Annotated in this window: 14 protein-coding genes and 1 tRNA gene; all 15 read left to right on the top strand. The window is 60.6% G+C overall.

Annotated elements, in window-relative coordinates:
- The first annotated feature begins 73 nt into the window (after positions 1-73).
- Positions 74-149, top strand: a tRNA-Trp gene (locus HFRIS_RS23390).
- A 31-nt stretch (positions 150-180) separates the two neighbouring features.
- Positions 181-561, top strand: a complete 381-nt coding sequence (gene secE / locus HFRIS_RS23385) for a preprotein translocase subunit SecE (protein ID WP_006465500.1) — start codon at positions 181-183, stop codon at positions 559-561.
- A gap of 1 nt (position 562) precedes the next feature.
- Positions 563-1153: a transcription termination/antitermination protein NusG gene (nusG, locus tag HFRIS_RS23380; RefSeq protein ID WP_006465499.1), complete on the top strand. Its 591-nt coding sequence runs from the start codon at positions 563-565 to the stop codon at positions 1151-1153.
- Positions 1154-1311: 158 nt separating this feature from the next.
- A complete protein-coding gene (rplK, locus tag HFRIS_RS23375) occupies positions 1312-1743 on the top strand; it encodes a 50S ribosomal protein L11 (RefSeq protein ID WP_006465498.1) in 432 nt (143 codons plus the stop codon).
- Positions 1743-2438, top strand: a complete 696-nt coding sequence (rplA, locus tag HFRIS_RS23370; RefSeq protein ID WP_006465497.1) for a 50S ribosomal protein L1 — start codon at positions 1743-1745, stop codon at positions 2436-2438. Before rplK ends, rplA begins: the two co-directional genes overlap by 1 nt.
- A gap of 326 nt (positions 2439-2764) precedes the next feature.
- The gene (gene rplJ / locus HFRIS_RS23365) at positions 2765-3262 is read left to right on the top strand and encodes a 50S ribosomal protein L10 (RefSeq protein ID WP_006465496.1); all 498 of its coding nucleotides are present in this window, start codon (positions 2765-2767) and stop codon (positions 3260-3262) included.
- Between the two features lie 96 nt (positions 3263-3358).
- Entirely contained in the window at positions 3359-3736 is a 378-nt protein-coding gene (gene rplL / locus HFRIS_RS23360; RefSeq protein WP_006465495.1) for a 50S ribosomal protein L7/L12, read from the top strand.
- Between the two features lie 280 nt (positions 3737-4016).
- A complete protein-coding gene (rpoB, locus tag HFRIS_RS23355) occupies positions 4017-8123 on the top strand; it encodes a DNA-directed RNA polymerase subunit beta (RefSeq protein WP_006465494.1) in 4107 nt (1368 codons plus the stop codon).
- Between the two features lie 243 nt (positions 8124-8366).
- Positions 8367-12608 carry a DNA-directed RNA polymerase subunit beta' gene (gene rpoC / locus HFRIS_RS23350; protein ID WP_006465493.1) on the top strand — a complete coding sequence of 1414 codons (4242 nt, stop codon included), beginning with the start codon at positions 8367-8369 and terminating at the stop codon, positions 12606-12608.
- Between the two features lie 366 nt (positions 12609-12974).
- Complete coding sequence (locus HFRIS_RS23340) at positions 12975-15215, top strand: TonB-dependent hemoglobin/transferrin/lactoferrin family receptor (protein ID WP_006465492.1); 2241 nt, start codon at positions 12975-12977, stop codon at positions 15213-15215.
- 28 nt (positions 15216-15243) lie between these two features.
- The gene (locus tag HFRIS_RS23335) at positions 15244-16392 is read left to right on the top strand and encodes a hemin-degrading factor (RefSeq protein ID WP_006465491.1); all 1149 of its coding nucleotides are present in this window, start codon (positions 15244-15246) and stop codon (positions 16390-16392) included.
- A gap of 326 nt (positions 16393-16718) precedes the next feature.
- Positions 16719-17102: a 30S ribosomal protein S12 gene (gene rpsL / locus HFRIS_RS23330; RefSeq protein ID WP_006465490.1), complete on the top strand. Its 384-nt coding sequence runs from the start codon at positions 16719-16721 to the stop codon at positions 17100-17102.
- Between the two features lie 155 nt (positions 17103-17257).
- Positions 17258-17728 (top strand): 30S ribosomal protein S7, encoded by a 471-nt coding sequence (gene rpsG, locus HFRIS_RS23325; RefSeq protein ID WP_006465489.1) that lies wholly within the window; start codon positions 17258-17260, stop codon positions 17726-17728.
- A 126-nt stretch (positions 17729-17854) separates the two neighbouring features.
- On the top strand, positions 17855-19960 hold the full coding sequence (fusA, locus tag HFRIS_RS23320; RefSeq protein ID WP_006465488.1) for an elongation factor G: 2106 nt from the start codon (positions 17855-17857) through the stop codon (positions 19958-19960).
- Between the two features lie 109 nt (positions 19961-20069).
- Positions 20070-20360 (top strand): GTP-binding protein (locus HFRIS_RS24605; RefSeq protein ID WP_006465487.1); only part of this gene is annotated, 291 nt, incomplete at its 3' end.

Genomic DNA, 20360 nt, shown 5'->3' with positions numbered 1-20360 from the left:
GATCAAGCTGTAAAACACTTTGCCGCGGTGCGTAACGTATCGCGGCATTCGTGTCTCAATCGCGAGTTTTTGTAGGGGCGTAGCTCAATTGGCAGAGCGTCGGTCTCCAAAACCGAAGGTTGGGGGTTCGATGCCCTCCGCCCCTGCCACCGAATCTGGTGCAGGGTACTGAAAGTAAATATGTCTAGCCAGCCAGTTCAAACCGTCAACACCTCCAACGACAAGATCAAGATCGCACTGGCGATCGTGGCTGTGGTTGCAGGCGTGGTCGGTTTTTTTGTGTTGTCTGATCAGTCGACTCCGGTGCGTGCTGTCGCCCTGGTCGCCGGTCTGCTGGTGGCTGTGGCGTTTGCCTGGACCTCTGCACAAGGCCGCGGCTTCGTCGGTTTCGCCAAGGAGTCCGTGCGCGAAACCAAGAAAGTCGTCTGGCCCACCCGCAAGGAAGCCATGCAGATCACCGCGGTGGTATTCGCCTTCGTGCTGGTCATGGCCATCTTCCTGTGGGGTACGGACAAGTTGCTCGAGTTCCTGTTGTACGACGTAATTTTGGGCTGGAAATAACATGAGCGATAGCACGCAAGACAGCGCACCGATTGGTGCGCAAAGCGTTTCAGGCGCCGGAAATAAGCGCTGGTACGTGGTGCATGCGTATTCCGGCATGGAAAAGAGCGTGCAGCGCGCGCTGACCGAGCGCATCAACCGCGCCGGCATGCAAGAACAGTTCGGCCAGATCCTGGTGCCGACTGAAGAAGTCGTTGATATGAAGAATGGTCACAAGTCGGTGACCGAGCGTCGTTTCTTCCCGGGCTATGTCCTGGTCGAGATGGAAATGACGGACGAAACCTGGCATCTGGTGAAGAACACCGCCAAAGTGACCGGTTTCATCGGCGGCAAGTCGAATCGTCCGACACCGCTGCCCCAGCGCGAAGTGGATTCGCTGCTCCGCCAGATGCAGGAAGGCGTTGAGAAGCCCCGTCCAAAGGTGCTCTACGAAGTGGGCGAAATGGTCCGCATCAAGGAAGGCCCGTTCACCGATTTCAACGGCAACGTCGAGGAAGTGAACTACGAGAAATCGCGCGTGCGCGTCTCGGTGACCATCTTCGGTCGCGCCACCCCGGTCGAACTCGAGTTCGGCCAACTGGAAAAAGTCTGATCCCGCTCCGGAATCCCGCCTTTCCCTGTCAAGTTTTCAGCGCCCGCTGGAGCGCACCGGACAAGTCATCGTCTGCCAATCCAGCAATCCGAGGAGCCCAAGTAGAAAGCCGCAAGGCCAACGAATCGGCGCTACAACTCAATCAATAAGGAGCCGTCATGGCAAAGAAGATTATTGGTTTTATCAAGCTGCAAGTGCCAGCTGGTAAAGCAAACCCGTCCCCCCCGATCGGCCCTGCGCTGGGTCAGCGCGGCCTGAACATCATGGAATTCTGCAAGGCGTTCAACGCCCAGACCCAAGGTGTTGAGCCGGGTCTGCCGATTCCGGTCGTGATCACCGCCTTCGCGGACAAGTCCTTCACCTTCGTGATGAAGACCCCGCCGGCGACCATCCTGATCAAGAAGGCTGCTGGTATCCAGAAGGGTTCCGCCAAGCCGCATACCGACAAGGTCGGCTCGATCACCCGCAAGCAAGCGGAAGAGATCGCAACCCAGAAGAAGCCGGACCTGACCGCTGCTGATCTGGAAGCTGCCGTGCGTACCATCGCTGGTTCCGCACGTTCGATGGGCATCACGGTGGAGGGTCTGTAATGGCTAAGGTATCCAAGCGCGTCAAGGCAATGAAGGAAAAGGTCGATCGTACCAAGGCCTATCCGTTCGACAACGCCGTTTCCCTGATCAAGGAATTCGCAACCGCGAAGTTCAATGAATCGATCGACGTCTCCGTCCAGCTGGGCGTGGACGCCAAGAAGTCGGACCAGGTCGTTCGTGGTTCGGTGGTGCTGCCTGCCGGTACTGGCAAGACCGTTCGCGTGGCCGTGTTCGCCTCCGGCGACAAGGCTGAAGCTGCCAAGGCAGCTGGCGCTGACGTGGTCGGCATGGAAGACCTGGCAGAGCGCGTGAAGGCCGGCGACATGCCGTTCGACATCGTCATCGCCTCGCCCGACACCATGCGTATCGTCGGTACCCTGGGCCAGATCCTGGGCCCCCGCGGCCTGATGCCTAACCCGAAGGTTGGCACCGTGACCCCCGACGTCGCTACCGCTGTCAAGAACGCCAAGGCTGGTCAGGTGCAATACCGTACCGACAAGTCCGGCATCATCCACGCTACCATCGGCCGCAAGTCGTTCTCCGACGCCGATCTGAAGGCCAACCTGCTGGCCCTGATCGATGCCCTGAACAAGGCCAAGCCGGCCAGCAGCAAGGGTGTGTACCTGCGCAAGATCGCTCTGTCGTCCACCATGGGCGCTGGCGTTCGCGTCGACCAGGCTTCCCTGGCTGCCTAAGCAAGCAATATAGTCCCCGTTTCCTCACGGAAGCGGGGCATCTCTTTGGGCTGTCGTTATTGTCTCGATAATGACGGCAGGCCTTCAAAGACCGTTGGGCGGAAGCCGGCAGCAACAAGCCGGCCAAAGTTAAAAAGGCTGTACGAAAGTCCAGTTGACCCAACGCAGATGGTGAACCCGAGCAAGTTTTGTGGTCTCAGGCAGCATTTTCAGTTTTGCCCTATGCTGCAGTGAACTCCTAAACGTCGGACGCCGTGTTCGAACCGGTGCAAGGCAAGCAGGCAGTGGCCTGTGTGGTGGCCGAGCACTATTTTTGGAGGTTGATCTTGAGTCTCAATCTGAATGACAAGAAGGCCGTCGTCGCCGAAGTTTCCGCAAAGGTTGCAACTGCGCAAACGATCGTCGTGGCCGAATACCGTGGCATCCAGGTTGGTTCCTTGACGCAACTGCGCGCACAAGCGCGTGCCCAAGGCGTGTACCTGCGCGTGTTGAAAAACACGCTGGCTCGTCGCGCTGTCGAAGGCACGAAGTTTGCCGACCTCGCCCCGCAACTGACCGGTCCGCTGATCTACTCGATCTCGGAAGATGCCGTGGCCGCTGCCAAAGTCCTGTCGGACTTTGCCAAGACCAACGACAAGCTGGTTGTGAAGGCAGGTAACTACGAAGGCAAGCAGCTGGACAAGGCTGCTGTTGCTTCGCTGGCAAACATCCCGTCTCGCGAAGTTCTGCTGGCCCAGGTCCTGGGCATGATGCAGGCTCCGGTGTCGGGCTTTGCGCGCGCTCTGGCTGCTCTGGCAGCCAAGAAGGAAGCCGAAGCCGCATGATGCACGGCCGCCCTTGGCGGCCCCGCTCTGTTGTTTCGACGCTTTCGCGTCATTACCAATCTGATGTTATTACCGAAATAAATTTAGGAGTTTCAAATGGCAATTAGCAAAGAAGACATCCTGGAAGCCGTTGGCGCGCTGTCCGTGATGGAACTGAATGACCTGGTCAAGGCATTCGAAGAGAAGTTTGGTGTTTCCGCTGCCGCTATGGCTGCTCCGGCCGCCGGTGGCGCTGCTGGTGGCGCTGCTGCTGCTGAAGAACAGACCGAATTCACCGTTGTGCTGGCTGAAGTCGGCGCCAACAAGGTCGGCGTCATCAAGGCCGTCCGTGAAATCACCGGCCTGGGTCTGAAGGAAGCCAAGGATCTGGTTGACGGTGCACCGAAGCCGGTCAAGGAAGGCATCGCCAAGGCTGACGCTGAAGCTGCCAAGAAGAAGCTGGAAGAAGCTGGCGCCAAGGCCGAACTGAAGTAATTCTCTTGCCTACCAAGGCGAGTCATTACTCCGGAGTCAAAGTGCAGAATCCCTTGAAAAAGGGATTCGGCTTTGGCTCCTTTGTCGTTTCTTATTTTTGCTGGTGGAATTGATGCGCCGCAGTGTTCGTTGTCGGGAATATTAAGCGCGATCGCAGCAAAAAACTAGGGTAGACATTTGAAGATTTGAGTGCCGATAACCCGGACCTGCTTGACCGGCAAGTCGCGCGGTTTGATCGAATCTTGAACTCTCTATCCTTCCTGTCACTCACGGAGTGTCCATGCACTACTCATTTACTGAGAAGAAGCGCATTCGCAAGTCCTTCGCGAAACGCGCAAACGTCCACAACGTTCCGTTCCTGCTCGCGACTCAGATCGAGTCGTATCAGAATTTCCTGCAACCCGAACGCATCGCATCGGAACGCAAGAACGAAGGCCTGCAATCGGCTTTCACCTCGATTTTCCCCATCGTGTCGCACAATGGTTTTGCGCGTCTCGAATTCCTGTCGTATGTGCTGGGCGCTCCGCCGTTTGATGTCAAAGAGTGCCAACAACGTGGCCTGACCTTTGCGTCCCCGCTGCGTGCCAAGGTGCGCCTGGTGATCCTGGACAAGGAATCGCCGACCAAGCCGGTCGTCAAGGAAATGAAGGAACAGGAAGTCTACATGGGCGAACTGCCCCTGATGACCACCACCGGTTCCTTCGTCATCAACGGCACCGAGCGCGTGATCGTGTCCCAGCTGCACCGCTCTCCGGGCGTGTTCTTCGAACACGACCGCGGCAAGACGCACTCGTCGGGCAAGCTGCTCTTCTCGGCCCGCATCATTCCTTACCGTGGCTCCTGGCTGGACTTCGAATTCGATCCGAAGGACATCCTGTTCTTCCGCGTCGACCGCCGCCGCAAGATGCCGGTGACGATCCTGCTGAAGGCCATCGGCATGACCTCCGAGCAGATCCTGGCGAACTTCTTCGTCTTCGACAACTTCAACCTGCACGCCGAAGGCGCGGACATGGAGTTCGTCTCCGAGCGCCTGCGCGGTGAAGTCGCACGTTTCGACATCACCGACAAGTCGGGCAAGGTGATGGTCGCCAAGGACAAGCGCATCAACGCCAAGCACGTGCGTGACATCGAAGCCGCCGGCATCAAGCACATCTCCGTGCCTGAAGACTATCTGCTGGGCCGCGTCCTGGCCAAGAACATCGTCGATCCGGACACCGGCGAAGTGGTCGCCAGCGCCAACGACGAGCTGACCGAAGACCTGCTGGCCAAGCTGCGCGAAGCCAACATCTCGGCCATCCAGACCCTGTACACCAACGACCTGGACCAGGGCGGCTACATCTCGCAGACCCTGCGCACCGACGACACCGCCGACCAGACCGCCGCACGCGTGGCGATCTATCGCATGATGCGTCCTGGCGAACCGCCGACCGAAGAGTCCGTGGAAGCCCTGTTCAACGGCCTGTTCTACAGCGAAGACCGCTACGACCTGTCGGCCGTGGGCCGCATGAAGTTCAACCGTCGCGTCGGTCGCGACGAGCTGACCGGCACCATGACCCTGTCCAATGACGACATCCTGGCCGTCATCAAGATCCTGGTCGAACTGCGTAACGGCCGTGGCGAAGTCGATGACATCGACCACCTGGGTAACCGTCGCGTGCGTTGCGTTGGCGAACTGGCCGAGAACCAGTTCCGTGCCGGCCTGGTGCGCGTGGAGCGCGCCGTCAAGGAACGCCTGGGCCAGGCCGAAGCGGACAACCTGATGCCGCACGACCTGATCAACTCCAAGCCGATCTCGGCTGCCATCCGTGAGTTCTTCGGTTCCTCGCAGCTGTCGCAGTTCATGGACCAGACCAACCCGCTGTCGGAAATCACGCACAAGCGTCGCGTTTCCGCCCTGGGCCCTGGCGGTCTGACCCGCGAACGCGCCGGCTTCGAAGTGCGCGACGTGCACCCGACCCACTACGGCCGCGTCTGCCCGATCGAGACGCCTGAAGGCCCGAACATCGGCCTGATCAACTCGCTGGCGCTGTACGCCCGCCTGAACGAATACGGCTTCCTGGAAACCCCGTATCGCAAGGTCGAGGGCAGCAAGGTCACCAACCAGATCGACTACCTGTCGGCCATCGAAGAAGGTCGTTACGTGATCGCCCAGGCGAACGCGACCATCGACGGCGAAGGCAAGCTGTCCGATGAACTGGTGTCGGCCCGTGAAGCCGGCGAAACCATCCTGGTCTCGCCCGAGCGCGTGCAGTACATGGACGTGGCCCCGGGCCAGGTGGTGTCGGTGGCAGCTTCGCTGATTCCGTTCCTGGAACACGATGACGCGAACCGTGCACTGATGGGCGCCAACATGCAACGCCAGGCCGTACCTTGCCTGCGTCCGGAAAAGCCGCTGGTCGGCACCGGCATCGAGCGTACCGTGGCGGTTGACTCCGGTACCACCGTGCAAGCGCTGCGTGGCGGTGTGGTGGACTATGTCGATGCAGGCCGTGTGGTGATCCGCGTCAACGACGACGAGGCGCAAGCCGGCGAAGTCGGTGTGGACATCTACAACCTGATCAAGTACACCCGTTCCAACCAGAACACCAACATCAACCAGCGTCCGATCGTCAAGATCGGTGACCGCGTCGCCAAGCACGACGTGATCGCAGACGGCGCATCGACCGACATGGGCGAGCTGGCACTGGGCCAGAACATGCTGGTGGCCTTCATGCCCTGGAACGGCTACAACTTCGAAGACTCGATCCTGATCTCCGAAAAGGTCGTGGCCGATGACCGCTACACCTCGATCCACATCGAGGAACTGTCGGTGGTCGCCCGTGACACCAAGCTGGGCGCTGAAGAAATCACCCGCGACATCTCCAACCTGGCCGAGAACCAGCTGGCACGTCTGGATGAATCGGGCATCGTCTACATCGGCGCAGAAGTCGAAGCCGGCGACACCCTGGTCGGTAAGGTCACCCCGAAGGGCGAGACCCAGCTGACCCCGGAAGAGAAGCTGCTGCGCGCGATCTTCGGCGAGAAGGCTTCCGACGTGAAGGACACCTCGCTGCGCGTGCCCTCGGGCATGGTCGGCACCGTGATCGACGTGCAGGTGTTCACCCGCGAAGGCATCCAGCGCGACAAGCGCGCCCAGCAGATCATCGACGATGAACTCAAGCGCTATCGCCTGGACCTGAACGACCAGCTGCGTATCGTGGAAGGCGATGCCTTCCAGCGTCTGGAACGCCTGCTGATCGGCAAGGTCGCCAATGGCGGCCCCAAGAAGCTGGTCAAGGGCACCAAGCTGGACAAGGCCTACCTGGACGATCTGGACAAGTTCCACTGGTTCGACATCCGTCCGGCCGACGATGACATCGCCAACGCACTGGAAGCCATCAAGGAATCCATCGCCGAGAAGCGTCACCAGTTCGACCTGGCCTTCGAAGAGAAGCGCAAGAAGCTGACCCAGGGCGACGAACTGCCGCCGGGCGTGCAGAAGATGGTCAAGGTCTACCTGGCCGTGAAGCGTCGCCTGCAGCCTGGCGACAAGATGGCCGGTCGTCACGGTAACAAGGGTGTGGTTTCGCGCATCCTGCCGATCGAAGACATGCCGCACATGGCCGACGGTACCCCCGCCGACATCGTGCTGAACCCGCTGGGCGTGCCTTCGCGTATGAACGTCGGTCAGGTTCTGGAAGTTCACCTGGGTTGGGCCGCCAAGGGCCTGGGCCTGCGTCTGGGCGAAATGGTGCAGGCACAGGCCAAGATCGCCGAACTGCGCAAGTTCCTGACCACGATCTACAACGAATCCGGCAAGCAGGAAGAGCTGGACAAGTTCAGCGACGAGGAAATCGTCGAGCTGGTGGAAAACCTGAAGAAGGGCGTGCCCTTCGCGACCCCGGTGTTCGACGGTGCGCACGAGGACGAAACCCGCCGCATGCTGGACCTGGCCTACCCGGATCCGATCGCCAAGCAGCTGGGCATGACCCCGTCCAAGAACCAGGTCACCATGTATGACGGCCGTACCGGTGAAGCCTTCGAGCGTACCGTGACGGTGGGCTACATGCACTACCTGAAGCTGCACCACCTGGTCGACGACAAGATGCACGCACGTTCCACCGGCCCGTACTCGCTGGTGACCCAGCAACCGCTGGGCGGCAAGGCACAGTTCGGCGGCCAGCGTTTCGGCGAAATGGAAGTGTGGGCACTGGAAGCCTATGGCGCCTCCTACGTCCTGCAGGAAATGCTGACCGTCAAGTCCGACGACGTGAACGGCCGTACCAAGGTCTACGAGAACCTGGTCAAGGGCGATCACGTGATCGACGCCGGCATGCCGGAATCCTTCAACGTGTTGGTGAAGGAAATCCGCTCGCTGGGTATCGACATCGACCTGGAACGCGAATGATGTAAAGGGGTGCGCGGCGCAGGCTGCGCACCCCGCCGGTCTTTCCGGCGAAGCGAGAATTCAGTATCAGCGAATCACGAGATTCAAGAGAAGTACGGCAGTAAGCTGGGGAGGTCTGTCCCGGTATCGAGCGGCACCACGAAACAGCGCTTTCGTTGGCTCTCCCGCCGATGCGAACAGGGTTAAGCAGGGTGAACCGGCCACACGTAAATTTAGTTTTTTCACGCCAACCTGGAGTGATACATGAAAGCACTGCTCGATCTATTCAAGCAAGTCCAGCAAAACGAACAATTCGACGCGATCAAGATCGGTCTGGCCTCGCCTGACAAGATCCGCTCGTGGTCCTTCGGCGAAGTCAAGAAGCCGGAAACCATCAACTACCGTACCTTCAAGCCCGAGCGCGATGGCCTGTTCTGCGCCAAGATCTTTGGCCCCATCAAGGACTACGAGTGCCTGTGCGGCAAGTACAAGCGCCTGAAGCACCGCGGCGTGATCTGCGAGAAGTGCGGCGTGGAAGTGACCCTGGCCAAGGTGCGCCGTGAGCGCATGGGCCACATCGAGCTGGCTTCCCCCACTGCCCACATCTGGTTCCTGAAGTCGCTGCCATCCCGTCTGGGCATGGTGCTGGACATGACCCTGCGCGACATCGAGCGCGTGCTGTACTTCGAAGCCTATGTCGTGACCGATCCCGGCATGACCCCGCTGAAGAAGTGCCAGATCATGTCCGAAGACGACTACGCCGCCAAGTACGAAGAGTACGGTGACGACTTCATCGCCTTCATGGGCGCCGAAGGTATCCGCGAACTGCTGCGCTCGATCGACATCGACCGCGAAGCGGAAACCCTGCGCCAGGAACTCAAGGACTCCAAGTCCGAAGCCAAGATCAAGAAGTACGCCAAGCGCCTGAAGGTGTTGGAGGCGTTCCAGCGCTCGGGCATCAAGCCTGAGTGGATGATCATGGAAGTGCTGCCCGTGCTGCCGCCGGAACTGCGTCCGCTGGTGCCGCTGGATGGCGGCCGCTTCGCGACCTCCGACCTGAACGACCTGTATCGCCGCGTGATCAACCGCAATAATCGCCTCAAGCGATTGATGGAGCTGCGCGCACCCGAGATCATCACGCGCAACGAAAAGCGCATGCTGCAGGAAGCGGTTGACTCGCTGCTGGACAACGGTCGTCGCGGCAAGGCCATGACCGGCGCCAACAAGCGCCCGCTGAAGTCGCTGGCCGAAATGATCAAGGGCAAGGGCGGTCGTTTCCGTCAGAACCTGCTGGGCAAGCGCGTGGACTACTCGGGCCGTTCGGTCATCGTGGTGGGTCCGCAGCTGAAGCTGCACCAGTGCGGCCTGCCCAAGCTGATGGCCCTGGAACTGTTCAAGCCCTTCATCTTCAACAAGCTGGAACTGATGGGTCTGTCGACCACCATCAAGGCTGCCAAGAAGCTGGTGGAAGCACAGGAACCGGTGGTCTGGGACATCCTGGAAGAAGTCATCCGCGAACACCCGGTCATGCTGAACCGTGCGCCGACCCTGCACCGTCTGGGCATCCAGGCGTTCGAGCCGGTCCTGATCGAAGGCAAGGCGATCCAGCTGCACCCGCTGGTCTGCGCGGCGTTCAACGCCGACTTCGACGGCGACCAGATGGCCGTCCACGTTCCGCTGTCGATCGAAGCGCAGATGGAAGCCCGCACCCTGATGCTGGCCTCCAACAACATCCTGTTCCCGTCCAACGGCGAACCGTCCATCGTGCCGTCCCAGGATATCGTGCTGGGTCTGTACTATGCCACCCGTGAAGCCATCAACGGCAAGAACGAAGGCATGATGTTCCAGGACGTCTCGGAAGTGATCCGCGCCTACGACAACAAGGAAGTCGAGCTGGCTACCCGTATCACGGTGCGTATCGTCGAACATCCGAAGGATCCGGTCACCGGCGAATTCGTGCGTACCGTCAAGCGCTACGAGACCACCATCGGTCGCGCCATCCTCTCCGAGATCCTGCCCAAGGGCCTGCCGTTCTCGGTGCTGAACCGCGCGCTGAAGAAGAAGGAAATCTCGAAGCTGATCAACACGTCCTTCCGCAAGTGCGGTCTGCGTGCCACCGTCGTGTTTGCCGACCAGCTGATGCAGTCGGGCTTCCGCCTGGCGACTCGCGCCGGTATCTCGATCTGCGTGGACGACATGTTGGTGCCGCCGCAAAAGGCCACCCTGATCGCCGCTGCCGAGTCCGAAGTCAAGCAGATCGAGCAGCAGTACTCCTCCGGTCTGGTGACCGCGGGCGAGCGCTACAACAAGGTTGTGGACATCTGGGGCAAGGCCGGTGACGAAGTCGGCAAGGCCATGATGGACCAGCTGAAGGTGGAAGACGTCGTCACGCGCGAAGGCAAGAAGACCACCCAGGAATCGTTCAACGCGATTTACATGATGGCCGACTCCGGCGCCCGTGGTTCGGCCGCCCAGATCCGCCAGCTGGCTGGTATGCGCGGCCTGATGGCCAAGCCTGACGGCTCCATCATCGAGACGCCGATTACCGCGAACTTCCGCGAAGGCCTGAACGTGTTGCAGTACTTCATCTCGACGCACGGCGCCCGTAAGGGTCTGGCCGACACCGCGCTGAAGACCGCCAACTCCGGTTACCTGACCCGTCGTCTGGTGGACGTGACCCAGGATCTGGTCGTGATCGAAGACGATTGCGGCACCTCCAACGGTTCGGCCATGAAGGCGCTGGTCGAAGGCGGTGAAGTCATCGAAGCCCTGCGCGACCGTATCCTGGGCCGCGTGGCAGCGACCGACATCGTCAATCCGGAAGATCAAGCCACCCTGTTCGAAGCCGGCACCCTGCTGGATGAAGACAAGGTCGAAGAGATCGAACGCATGGGCATCGACGAAGTCAAGGTCCGCACCCCGCTGACCTGCGACACCCGTTATGGTCTGTGCGCCAAGTGCTATGGCCGCGACCTGGGCCGTGGCCTGCTGGTCAACTCCGGCGAAGCCGTCGGCGTGGTGGCAGCGCAGTCTATCGGTGAGCCGGGTACCCAGCTGACCATGCGTACCTTCCACATCGGTGGTGCGGCATCGCGTGCAGCAGTGGCCTCCTCGGTGGAAGCCAAGTCCAACGGTACCGTGCGCTTCACCGCCACGATGCGTTATGTGACCAATGGCAAGGGTGAACAGATCGTCATTTCCCGTTCCGGCGAAGTGTTGATTACCGACGACCTGGGTCGTGAGCGCGAGCGTCACAAAGTGCCGTACGGCGCCACCCTGATCGTCAAGGATGGCATGACCATCAAGGCTGGTACCGCGCTGGCGACCTGGGATCCGCTGACCCGTCCGATCATCACCGAGTACTCCGGTACCGTGAAGTTCGAGAACGTGGAAGAAGGCTCCACCGTGGCCAAGCAGATCGACGAAGTCACCGGTCTGTCGACCCTGGTGGTCATCGATGCGAAGCGTCGTGGTCCGTCCTCCAAGGTCATGCGTCCGCAGGTCAAGCTGTTGAACGAACAGGGCGAAGAAGTGAAGATCGCCGGCACCGAACACTCGGTGACCATCGGCTTCCAGGTCGGCGCACTGATCACCGTCAAGGACGGTCAGCAGGTGCATGTGGGTGAAGTGCTGGCCCGTATCCCGACCGAATCGCAGAAGACCCGTGACATTACCGGTGGTCTGCCGCGCGTGGCCGAACTGTTCGAAGCACGTTCGCCCAAGGATGCCGGCATGCTGGCCGAAGTCACTGGTACCGTTGCTTTCGGCAAGGAAACCAAGGGCAAGCAGCGTCTGGAAATCACCGACATGGAAGGCACCAAGCACGAGTTCCTGATCACCAAGGACAAGCAGGTGCTGGTGCACGATGGCCAGGTGGTGAACAAGGGCGAAATGATCGTGGACGGTCCGGCCGACCCGCAGGACATCCTGCGTCTGCTGGGTATCGAAGCGCTGGCCCGCTACATCGTCGACGAAGTGCAGGACGTGTACCGTCTGCAGGGCGTGAAGATCAACGACAAGCACATCGAAGTGATCGTGCGCCAGATGCTGCGCCGCGTGCAAGTGGTGGAGCCGGGCGACACCAACTACATCACCGGTGAGCAGGTCGAGCGCTCCGAACTGCTGGACGAAAACGACCGCGTGAACGCCGAAGGCAAGATCCCGGCGACCTACGAAAACGTGCTGCTGGGTATTACCAAGGCATCGCTGTCGACCGACTCCTTCATCTCGGCCGCATCGTTCCAGGAAACCACCCGCGTGCTGACCGAAGCCGCGATCATGGGCAAGAAGGATGGCCTGCGCGGTCTGAAGGAAAACGTCATCGTCGGCCGCCTGATCCCGGCGGGTACCGGCCTGGCCTTCCACCGCGCCCGCAAGGAAAAGGATGCATGGGAAGCCGAAGAGCGTGCAGCACTGCTCGAAGCCGAACGTGCCTCCCGCTCCGAGTTCGGCGACGAGGAAGTCTCCTCGGCCGAATCCTTCGGTGGTGTCGAAGGCGAAGCGTAAGCACTGCATCGTCAGGGTGGCCGGCAGGATGGGCCACCCGGCAATGAACGCCAGCAGGACAGAACGGCGTCGGAAGCAATTCCGGCGCCGTTTTTTTTTCGACCGTGCGACGCGCACCATCACCCTGTTCGTGGTGGGGGCACAGGGGACAGACATTGCCAAGGATGAGTGAATGTCCTATCATCTCAAGATAATAATTATTCTCATCTGTGACAGTCTGAGGGACCCGGCACAGCTTTCGTCGCGGCCTGCGCCAGCAGGTCGTTTTCATTCCAAGAGGTAGCCAGCAATCGCTAGTAACCGAACCTGATCAAGGGGTGGTTACCAGTGTTTCCATGCAAATCGAGGTGTGCAGCGGCCGTGTTGATGGCGCTGCAGCAGTGGCTATGCGCCGGCGCTTTCGCGCAATCGTCCGACCAGCAATCCAGTCAACCAGACCCATCCATCATCCTGGCCCAGGCCGGCGGCAAGAAGCTGCAGGACGTGGTGGTGACGGCCAATCGTTCCGGCAGTACCGATCTTGATCACGCGGCGGCGACCGTCTCGGTGATCACGTCGGAGGAAATGGAAGACCATAACGCCAGGGACATCAAGGATGCCCTGCGCTATGAGCCCGGTGTCGAGGTACGACGCTCGGTCTACCGGATGTCGGGCATCACCGGCGCGACTGCCACGACCGGGCGGGGCGGTAACGAAGGCATCAGCATTCGCGGCCTGGATGGCAACCGGGTGCTGATGCTGGAGGACGGCATCAGCATGCCGCGCGCCTTCAGCCAGGGCGTGGCCAGCGTAGGGCGGGGCGCCACGACCGATACCGAACTGTATCGCCGCATCGAGGTCTTGCGCGGGCCGGCCTCCTCGCTCTACGGTAGCGATGGTCTGACCGGGGCGGTCAATTTCATCACCAAGGACCCCTCGGACCTGCTCGATGTGTTCGGCAAAAGCAGCTATTTCTCGTTCAAACCTTCCTACGACAGCGCGGACCACAGTTTCGGTGCAGCAGCCAGCGCCGCCTGGGGCGGCGATCAATGGCAGGCGATGCTGGTCCTCAATGTCCGCCATGGCGAGGAGACCGACAACAAGGGCAGCAACGACGTGCGCGGCAGCGCCCGCACCACGCCCGATCCGATGAGTTATACCAACCGGTCGGCATTGGGCAAACTGGTGTATCGGCCCAATGGGGTGGACAGCTTCAAGCTCACTCTGCAGGCCACCGAAGAGCGCGACAGCGGCGAGAGTCTCTCGGCACTCGGCACTGGTATCACCGACTACCGTACCAGCAGCAAGGCCAAGGGCCAGCGTGCCACGCTGGCTTACGAGCACGCAGATGCGGAGCAGCCCTGGATACAGAAGATCAAGGCCAGTCTCAGCTACCGCAATGCCGATACCGACCAGACCACCTACGAGGCCGGTACCAGCACGCCATCTCTGGTGCGGCCACGATTCCGTGAAGTGTCCTACCGTGACCAGATGCTCGCCGGCAGCGTCCTGGCCGAGAGCAATTTCGGCACGGATGCCTGGCGCCACAAGCTGGTCTACGGGCTGGACCTGAGCCTGTCCACCTTGCAGGTCAACGCCAACGGCACCGGCTGGAGCAGTTGCACCGGCACCCAGTACTGCCAGTACTTCCCCAAGACCGAGTACACGCAACTGGGAGCCTATGTGCAAGATGAAATGCGGACCGGGGCACTGACCACCATCGCCGGTCTGCGCTTCGATGCTTATGAGCTCAAGCCCAAGGCCAGCGCCAAGTACGATGCCCAGGCCGTCGCCAACGGCCAGCCGGCAGTGAGCAGCCGGGACAGCGCCTTTTCGCCCCGCCTGGCCTTCCTGGTCGAGGTGACACCGGGCTTCATTCCCTATGTCCAATACGCGCGTGGCTTCCGATCCCCCTCGCCGCAGGAGGTCAATTCCTTCTTCAACAACACCGTCTACAGGCAGGTCTCCAATCCTGACCTCAAGCCCGAGACCAGCAACACGGTGGAACTGGGTGTGCGCGGCAAGCTGGCGGCAGGCCCCGGTGCCCTGCGTTACAGCGTTGCTGCCTACAAAGGGAACTACCGCAACTTCATCGACCTGGTGACGGTGGGGGGCAACCTGACGGTGGCCAATCCCACCATCTTCCAGTATCGCAATGCGGCCAAGGCCGAGATCCACGGGCTGGAAGCCCGCATCGACTACCAGCTCGACAATGGCTTCACGCTCAAGAGCGGCTTCGCCTGGACCAAGGGGACCACCACCAGCAATGGCGTGGAGCAGGGGCTGGAGTCGGTGGCGCCGCTGTCGGTGGTGACAGGCCTGCGCTATGAACGCAGTCGGCAAGGGTTCGCGCAGGCAGACCTGATCTACAACGCCGCCAAGAAGAAGGCGGACATTCCGACGGCGACCAACTTCGTCTCGCCTTCGTTCTTTGTAGCCGACCTCTCGGGTGGCTATCACCTGACCCCCAACATGACCGTCACCGCCGGCATCCGCAATCTGTTCGATCGCAAGTACTGGAGCTGGACCGACATCCGGGGGCTGTCGCTGGCAGACAGCGCGATCAACAAGGATGCCTACACCGAGCCCGGCCGCAGCTTCAACGTCAGCCTGAAGATCGAATACTGAGTCATCCGCACGTATGAAAGGAATTTCAATGAACCGACCCAAGCAAACCATCCGCTTGCATACCTTGGGCTTGCTGCTGGCAGCGACGCTGGCCGCAGCCGGCTGTGCCAACACGGCGCCCACGCTGGCCCAACGCTGGTCCCAGCTGCGCCAGGCGCAGCCCAAGCTGCATCCGCGCGATGCGGCCCGCCAACTGGGGGTGTCCGAGGCCCAACTGCTGGCGGCCGGCACCACCTGGCAGGCCACGCGGCTGGGGGCCGATGCCAAGGACATCCAGGCGCTCTACGAGCATCTCCCCGAACTGGGGCGCATCAAGGCCATCACCCGCAATGACGATGTGGTGCTGGAACGTGCTGGTGAGGTGGCGCCGATACGCCGCGACGAGCAGGGCAGGGTGGTGCCGGGCACCGGCCTGGCCGGCGGCGCCATCGACCTGCGCTTTGGCGCTGCGCAGTGGGGCAGCGCGTTCGCCGTGGTCCAGCCAGGGCGGGACGGCAAGACCAGCCGCAGCCTGCAGTTCTTCGATCGCCATGGGCAGGCGGTGCACACGATCTATCTCGACAATGACCAGCATGTCGCTGACTTCGAGCGGCTGGTCAGCCAGTTCCGCTCGCCCGACCAGCGGGCCGCGCTGCAGGCGGAGCCCTTGCCGGCTTCTGCCCCCGGCGTGCGTGGCAACCCCTCCTCGGCCGATATCGCCGAATTGCGCCAGTCGTGGCAGGAGCTGACCGACGTACACCAGTTCCCGCGCCTGCTGCGGGAACTGAAGCTCAGCCGCGAACAGGCGCTGGAGCTGATCGGTAGCCAATCCGCCTGGCGCATCGGACCGCAGGCCCTGCAGCTGCTCATCGAGGATGCCAGGTCGCGGCACCAGCCGATCATGGTGTTCGTCAGCAACGGCGGCATGACGCAGATCTACAGTGGCCTCATCGACAAGACTGCGATCATGGGGGAGTGGTACAACGCATCGGCTGTCGACTTCGAGCTGCATGCGCGCAGCGGCGCGATTCATCACGGTTGGGTGGTACGTCGGCCTACCGACCATGGCATCGTCACCTCGGTGGAGTTCTACGATGCAGCCGGACGTCAACTGGTCAATTTCTTCTCGCGCCGGGACCGCGGCCAGCCAGAAACCGAACAATGGCGCCGCATGGTGGCAGACTTGCCCCGCACCTGATCGCGGCCTCTATTGCAAGTTGGAAAACATTGCCGTTTTGCCACTGTAAAACCGTGGTGAAATGGCCATAGACGGCCTGAAATCCGCGCCAAAGGCCGCTCCCGGTTGACCCGCTGGTATTTCAGGCATATACTCGCGAGTTCTCGAATTTAGGCTCTCCCGGGCTTATGCGTTCTTTGGTCTGAATCATCGCTTCTGCGACGCTGATCTCCCTTCCGGTCTTAAATCCGATACGCGCGTAGTCTTCGCGCAAGAGTTTCCTGTGTGGTTCCGGGCAACCGATTCCGGAACCTGTTTTCAATGTTGTACTTTGTTGGATTAAAACGATGCCAACCATCAATCAACTGATTAGCAAACCACGTGTCCGCGCGATCGTGAAGAGCAAATCGCCGGCGCTGGAAAACAGCCCGCAGAAGCGCGGTGTTTGCACCCGCGTCTACACCACCACCCCGAAGAAGCCGAACTCGGCGCTGCGTAAGGTGGCCAAGGTGCGTCTGACCAACGGTTTCGAAGTCATTTCGTACATCGGCGGTGAAGGCCACAACCTGCAAGAACACAGCGTCGTGCTGATCCGCGGCGGCCGTGTGAAGGACTTGCCGGGTGTGCGTTACCACATGGTTCGCGGTGCACTGGATACCCAGGGCGTCAAGGATCGTAAGCAAGCTCGCTCGAAGTACGGTGCCAAGCGCGCCAAGGCAGCGAAGAAGTAATAATTGGTGTTTATCATGACGCACTGCGTCGTGTGAACAGACTCAGAGTCGGTCCAGGTCGGGCCGAGTAAGTGGAAGCCATGATGGCTCTCCGCGAGTGCAGGCGAAGTTGAAGCAGGGTTCGCCCACTCAACTGAAGATTGAAAGGAATCGAAATGCCACGTCGTCGTGAAGTCCCCAAGCGGGAAATTCTGCCGGATCCGAAGTTCGGCAACGTTGAAGTCGCCAAGTTTGTGAACGTGCTGATGCTGTCGGGCAAGAAGTCCGTCGCTGAAAACATCATCTACGGTGCCTTCGACTACATCCAGACCAAGTCGGGCAAGGACCCGCTGGAAGTGTTCTCCGCAGCCCTGAACAACTGCAAGCCGATGGTGGAAGTGAAGTCCCGCCGCGTCGGTGGCGCCAACTACCAGGTGCCGGTTGAAGTGCGTCCGGTGCGCCGTATGGCCCTGTCGATGCGCTGGCTGCGTGAAGCCGCCAACAAGCGCAGCGAAAAGTCGATGCCGCAGCGCCTGGGTGGTGAACTGATGGAAGCCGCCGAAGGCCGTGGCGGCGCCATGAAGCGTCGTGATGAAGTGCACCGCATGGCAGAAGCGAACAAGGCGTTCTCGCACTTCCGCTTCTAACAAAGACTGGGCCAGAGCCTCTCTATCCGGGAGTGCCCTGGTCTGCATCTTAAATTGGTTCGAGCCGAGCGTTTATTTGAAAAAAATGACGCTCGGTTTCGTGCATTAAAGACTTAGGAATAAATCATGGCTCGCAAGACCCCCATTGAGCGCTACCGCAACATCGGTATCTCCGCGCACATCGATGCTGGCAAAACCACCACGACCGAGCGCGTGCTGTTTTACACCGGTGTGAACCACAAGATCGGTGAAGTGCACGACGGCGCCGCCACCATGGACTGGATGGAGCAGGAACAAGAGCGTGGTATCACCATCACCTCCGCTGCGACCACCTGTTACTGGAAGGGCATGGCGAACAATTTCCCGGCCCACCACATCAACATCATCGACACCCCGGGTCACGTTGACTTCACCATCGAAGTCGAACGCTCGATGCGCGTGCTCGACGGCGCCTGCATGGTCTACTGCGCAGTCGGCGGCGTGCAGCCCCAGTCGGAAACCGTGTGGCGTCAGGCCAACAAGTACAAGGTCCCGCGTCTGGCCTTCGTCAACAAGATGGACCGTACCGGTGCCAACTTCTTCAAGGTCTACGACCAGATGCGCGCCCGCCTGAAGGCCAACCCGATCCCGATGCAAGTGCCTATCGGCGCCGAAGAAAACTTCGAAGGCGTGATCGACCTGGTCAAGATGCGCGCGATCTACTGGGACGACGCTTCCCAGGGCATGAAGTTCGACTACCGCGACATCCCCGAGCATCTGAAGGCTGACGCGCAGAAGTGGCGCGAAAACCTGGTCGAAACCGCTGCTGAAGCATCGGAAGACCTGATGAACAAGTACCTGGAAGAAGGCGACCTGACCGAAGCCGAAATCAAGGGCGCGATCCGTCAACGCACCATCTCCGGCGAAATCGTCCCGATGATGTGCGGTACCGCCTTCAAGAACAAGGGCGTGCAAGCCATGCTGGACGGCGTGATCGAGTACCTGCCGTCGCCGGTGGACATTCCCCCGGTTCCGGGCCTGAACGAAGATGACGAGCCGGTCGTGCGCGAAGCCAAGGACGACGAGAAGTTCTCCGCCCTGGCCTTCAAGATCGCTACCGACCCGTTCGTTGGTCAGCTGTGCTTCATCCGCTGCTACTCCGGTACCCTGAACTCGGGCGACACCGTGCTGAACTCGGTGAAGTCGAAGAAGGAACGTATCGGCCGTATCGTTCAGATGCACGCCAACCAGCGTGAAGAAATCAAGGAAATGATGGCCGGTGACATCGCCGCCGTCGTGGGCCTGAAGGACACCACCACCGGTGACACCCTGTGCGACGACAAGGCAATGGTCGTGCTGGAGCGCATGGTCTTCCCCGAGCCGGTGATCTCGCAGGCTGTCGAGCCCAAGACCAAGGCCGACCAGGAAAAGATGGGCCTGGCCCTGAACCGCCTGGCTGCTGAAGATCCGTCCTTCCGCGTGCGTACCGACGAAGAATCGGGCCAGACCATCATCGCCGGTATGGGCGAGCTGCACCTGGACATCATCGTTGACCGCATGAAGCGTGAATTCAACGTTGAAGCCACCGTCGGCAAGCCGCAGGTGGCCTACCGCGAAACCATCCGCAAGACCTGCGAAGAATCCGAAGGCAAGTTCGTCAAGCAGTCGGGTGGTCGTGGTCAATACGGTCACGTCGTGCTGAAGATCGAGCCGCAAGAAGCCGGCAAGGGCTTCGAGTTCGTCGACGCCATCAAGGGCGGTACCGTTCCTCGCGAATTCATCCCGGCCGTTGAAAAGGGTGTGCGTGAAACCCTGAACACCGGCGTGCTGGCCGGTTACCCGGTGGTTGACGTGAAGGTCACCCTGTTCTTCGGTTCGTACCACGATGTGGACTCGAACGAAAACGCCTTCCGCATGGCCGGCTCGATGGCCTTCAAGGACGGTTGCCGTCGCGCCAGCCCGGTCATCCTGGAACCGATGATGGCTGTCGAAGTGGAAACCCCGGAAGACTACGCCGGTACCGTGATGGGCGACCTGTCGTCCCGCCGCGGTATGGTGCAAGGCATGGATGAAATCGCCGGCGGCGGTGGCAAGATCATCAAGGCCGAAGTGCCTCTGTCGGAAATGTTCGGTTACTCGACCACGCTGCGTTCGGCTACCCAAGGCCGTGCAACCTACTCGATGGAATTCAAGCATTACTCCGAAGCGCCCAAGAACGTGATCGACGCAATCGTCACCTCCAAGGCCAAGTAAGTTGCAGCAAGGGCGGTCTCTTCCGTGCGGAAGGGATCGCCGGCTGGATCACCAGCCAATCATTGAATATTGAACATCGAACACATCGTTCTTTTGAAGGAAATTTAAAATGGCAAAAGGCAAGTTTGAACGGACCAAGCCGCACGTGAACGTCGGCACCATCGGTCACGTTGACCACGGCAAGACCACCCTGACCGCTGCAATCGCAACCGTTCTGTCGAAGAAGTTCGGCGGCGAAGCGAAGGCATACGACCAGATCGACGCAGCGCCTGAAGAAAAGGCCCGCGGCATCACCATCAACACCGCGCACGTCGAATACGAAACCGCCAACCGTCACTACGCGCACGTTGACTGCCCAGGCCACGCCGACTATGTGAAGAACATGATCACCGGTGCTGCG

Source organism: Herbaspirillum frisingense GSF30 (assembly GCF_000300975.2).
Taxonomy (GTDB): Bacteria; Pseudomonadota; Gammaproteobacteria; order Burkholderiales; family Burkholderiaceae_D; genus Herbaspirillum; species Herbaspirillum frisingense.
This window is presented reverse-complemented; position numbering and strand designations above follow the sequence as displayed.

What these genes read in the sequence shown, in the direction of transcription:
- secE (WP_006465500.1), top strand. Translation starts at nt 181, where the DNA reads ATGTCTAGCCAGCCAGTTCAAACCGTCAACACCTCCAACGACAAGATC.
- nusG (WP_006465499.1), top strand. Translation starts at nt 563, where the DNA reads ATGAGCGATAGCACGCAAGACAGCGCACCGATTGGTGCGCAAAGCGTT.
- rplK (WP_006465498.1), top strand. Translation starts at nt 1,312, where the DNA reads ATGGCAAAGAAGATTATTGGTTTTATCAAGCTGCAAGTGCCAGCTGGT.
- rplA (WP_006465497.1), top strand. Translation starts at nt 1,743, where the DNA reads ATGGCTAAGGTATCCAAGCGCGTCAAGGCAATGAAGGAAAAGGTCGAT.
- rplL (WP_006465495.1), top strand. Translation starts at nt 3,359, where the DNA reads ATGGCAATTAGCAAAGAAGACATCCTGGAAGCCGTTGGCGCGCTGTCC.
- rpoB (WP_006465494.1), top strand. Translation starts at nt 4,017, where the DNA reads ATGCACTACTCATTTACTGAGAAGAAGCGCATTCGCAAGTCCTTCGCG.
- rpoC (WP_006465493.1), top strand. Translation starts at nt 8,367, where the DNA reads ATGAAAGCACTGCTCGATCTATTCAAGCAAGTCCAGCAAAACGAACAA.
- HFRIS_RS23340 (WP_006465492.1), top strand. Translation starts at nt 12,975, where the DNA reads ATGGCGCTGCAGCAGTGGCTATGCGCCGGCGCTTTCGCGCAATCGTCC.
- HFRIS_RS23335 (WP_006465491.1), top strand. Translation starts at nt 15,244, where the DNA reads ATGAACCGACCCAAGCAAACCATCCGCTTGCATACCTTGGGCTTGCTG.
- rpsL (WP_006465490.1), top strand. Translation starts at nt 16,719, where the DNA reads ATGCCAACCATCAATCAACTGATTAGCAAACCACGTGTCCGCGCGATC.
- rpsG (WP_006465489.1), top strand. Translation starts at nt 17,258, where the DNA reads ATGCCACGTCGTCGTGAAGTCCCCAAGCGGGAAATTCTGCCGGATCCG.
- fusA (WP_006465488.1), top strand. Translation starts at nt 17,855, where the DNA reads ATGGCTCGCAAGACCCCCATTGAGCGCTACCGCAACATCGGTATCTCC.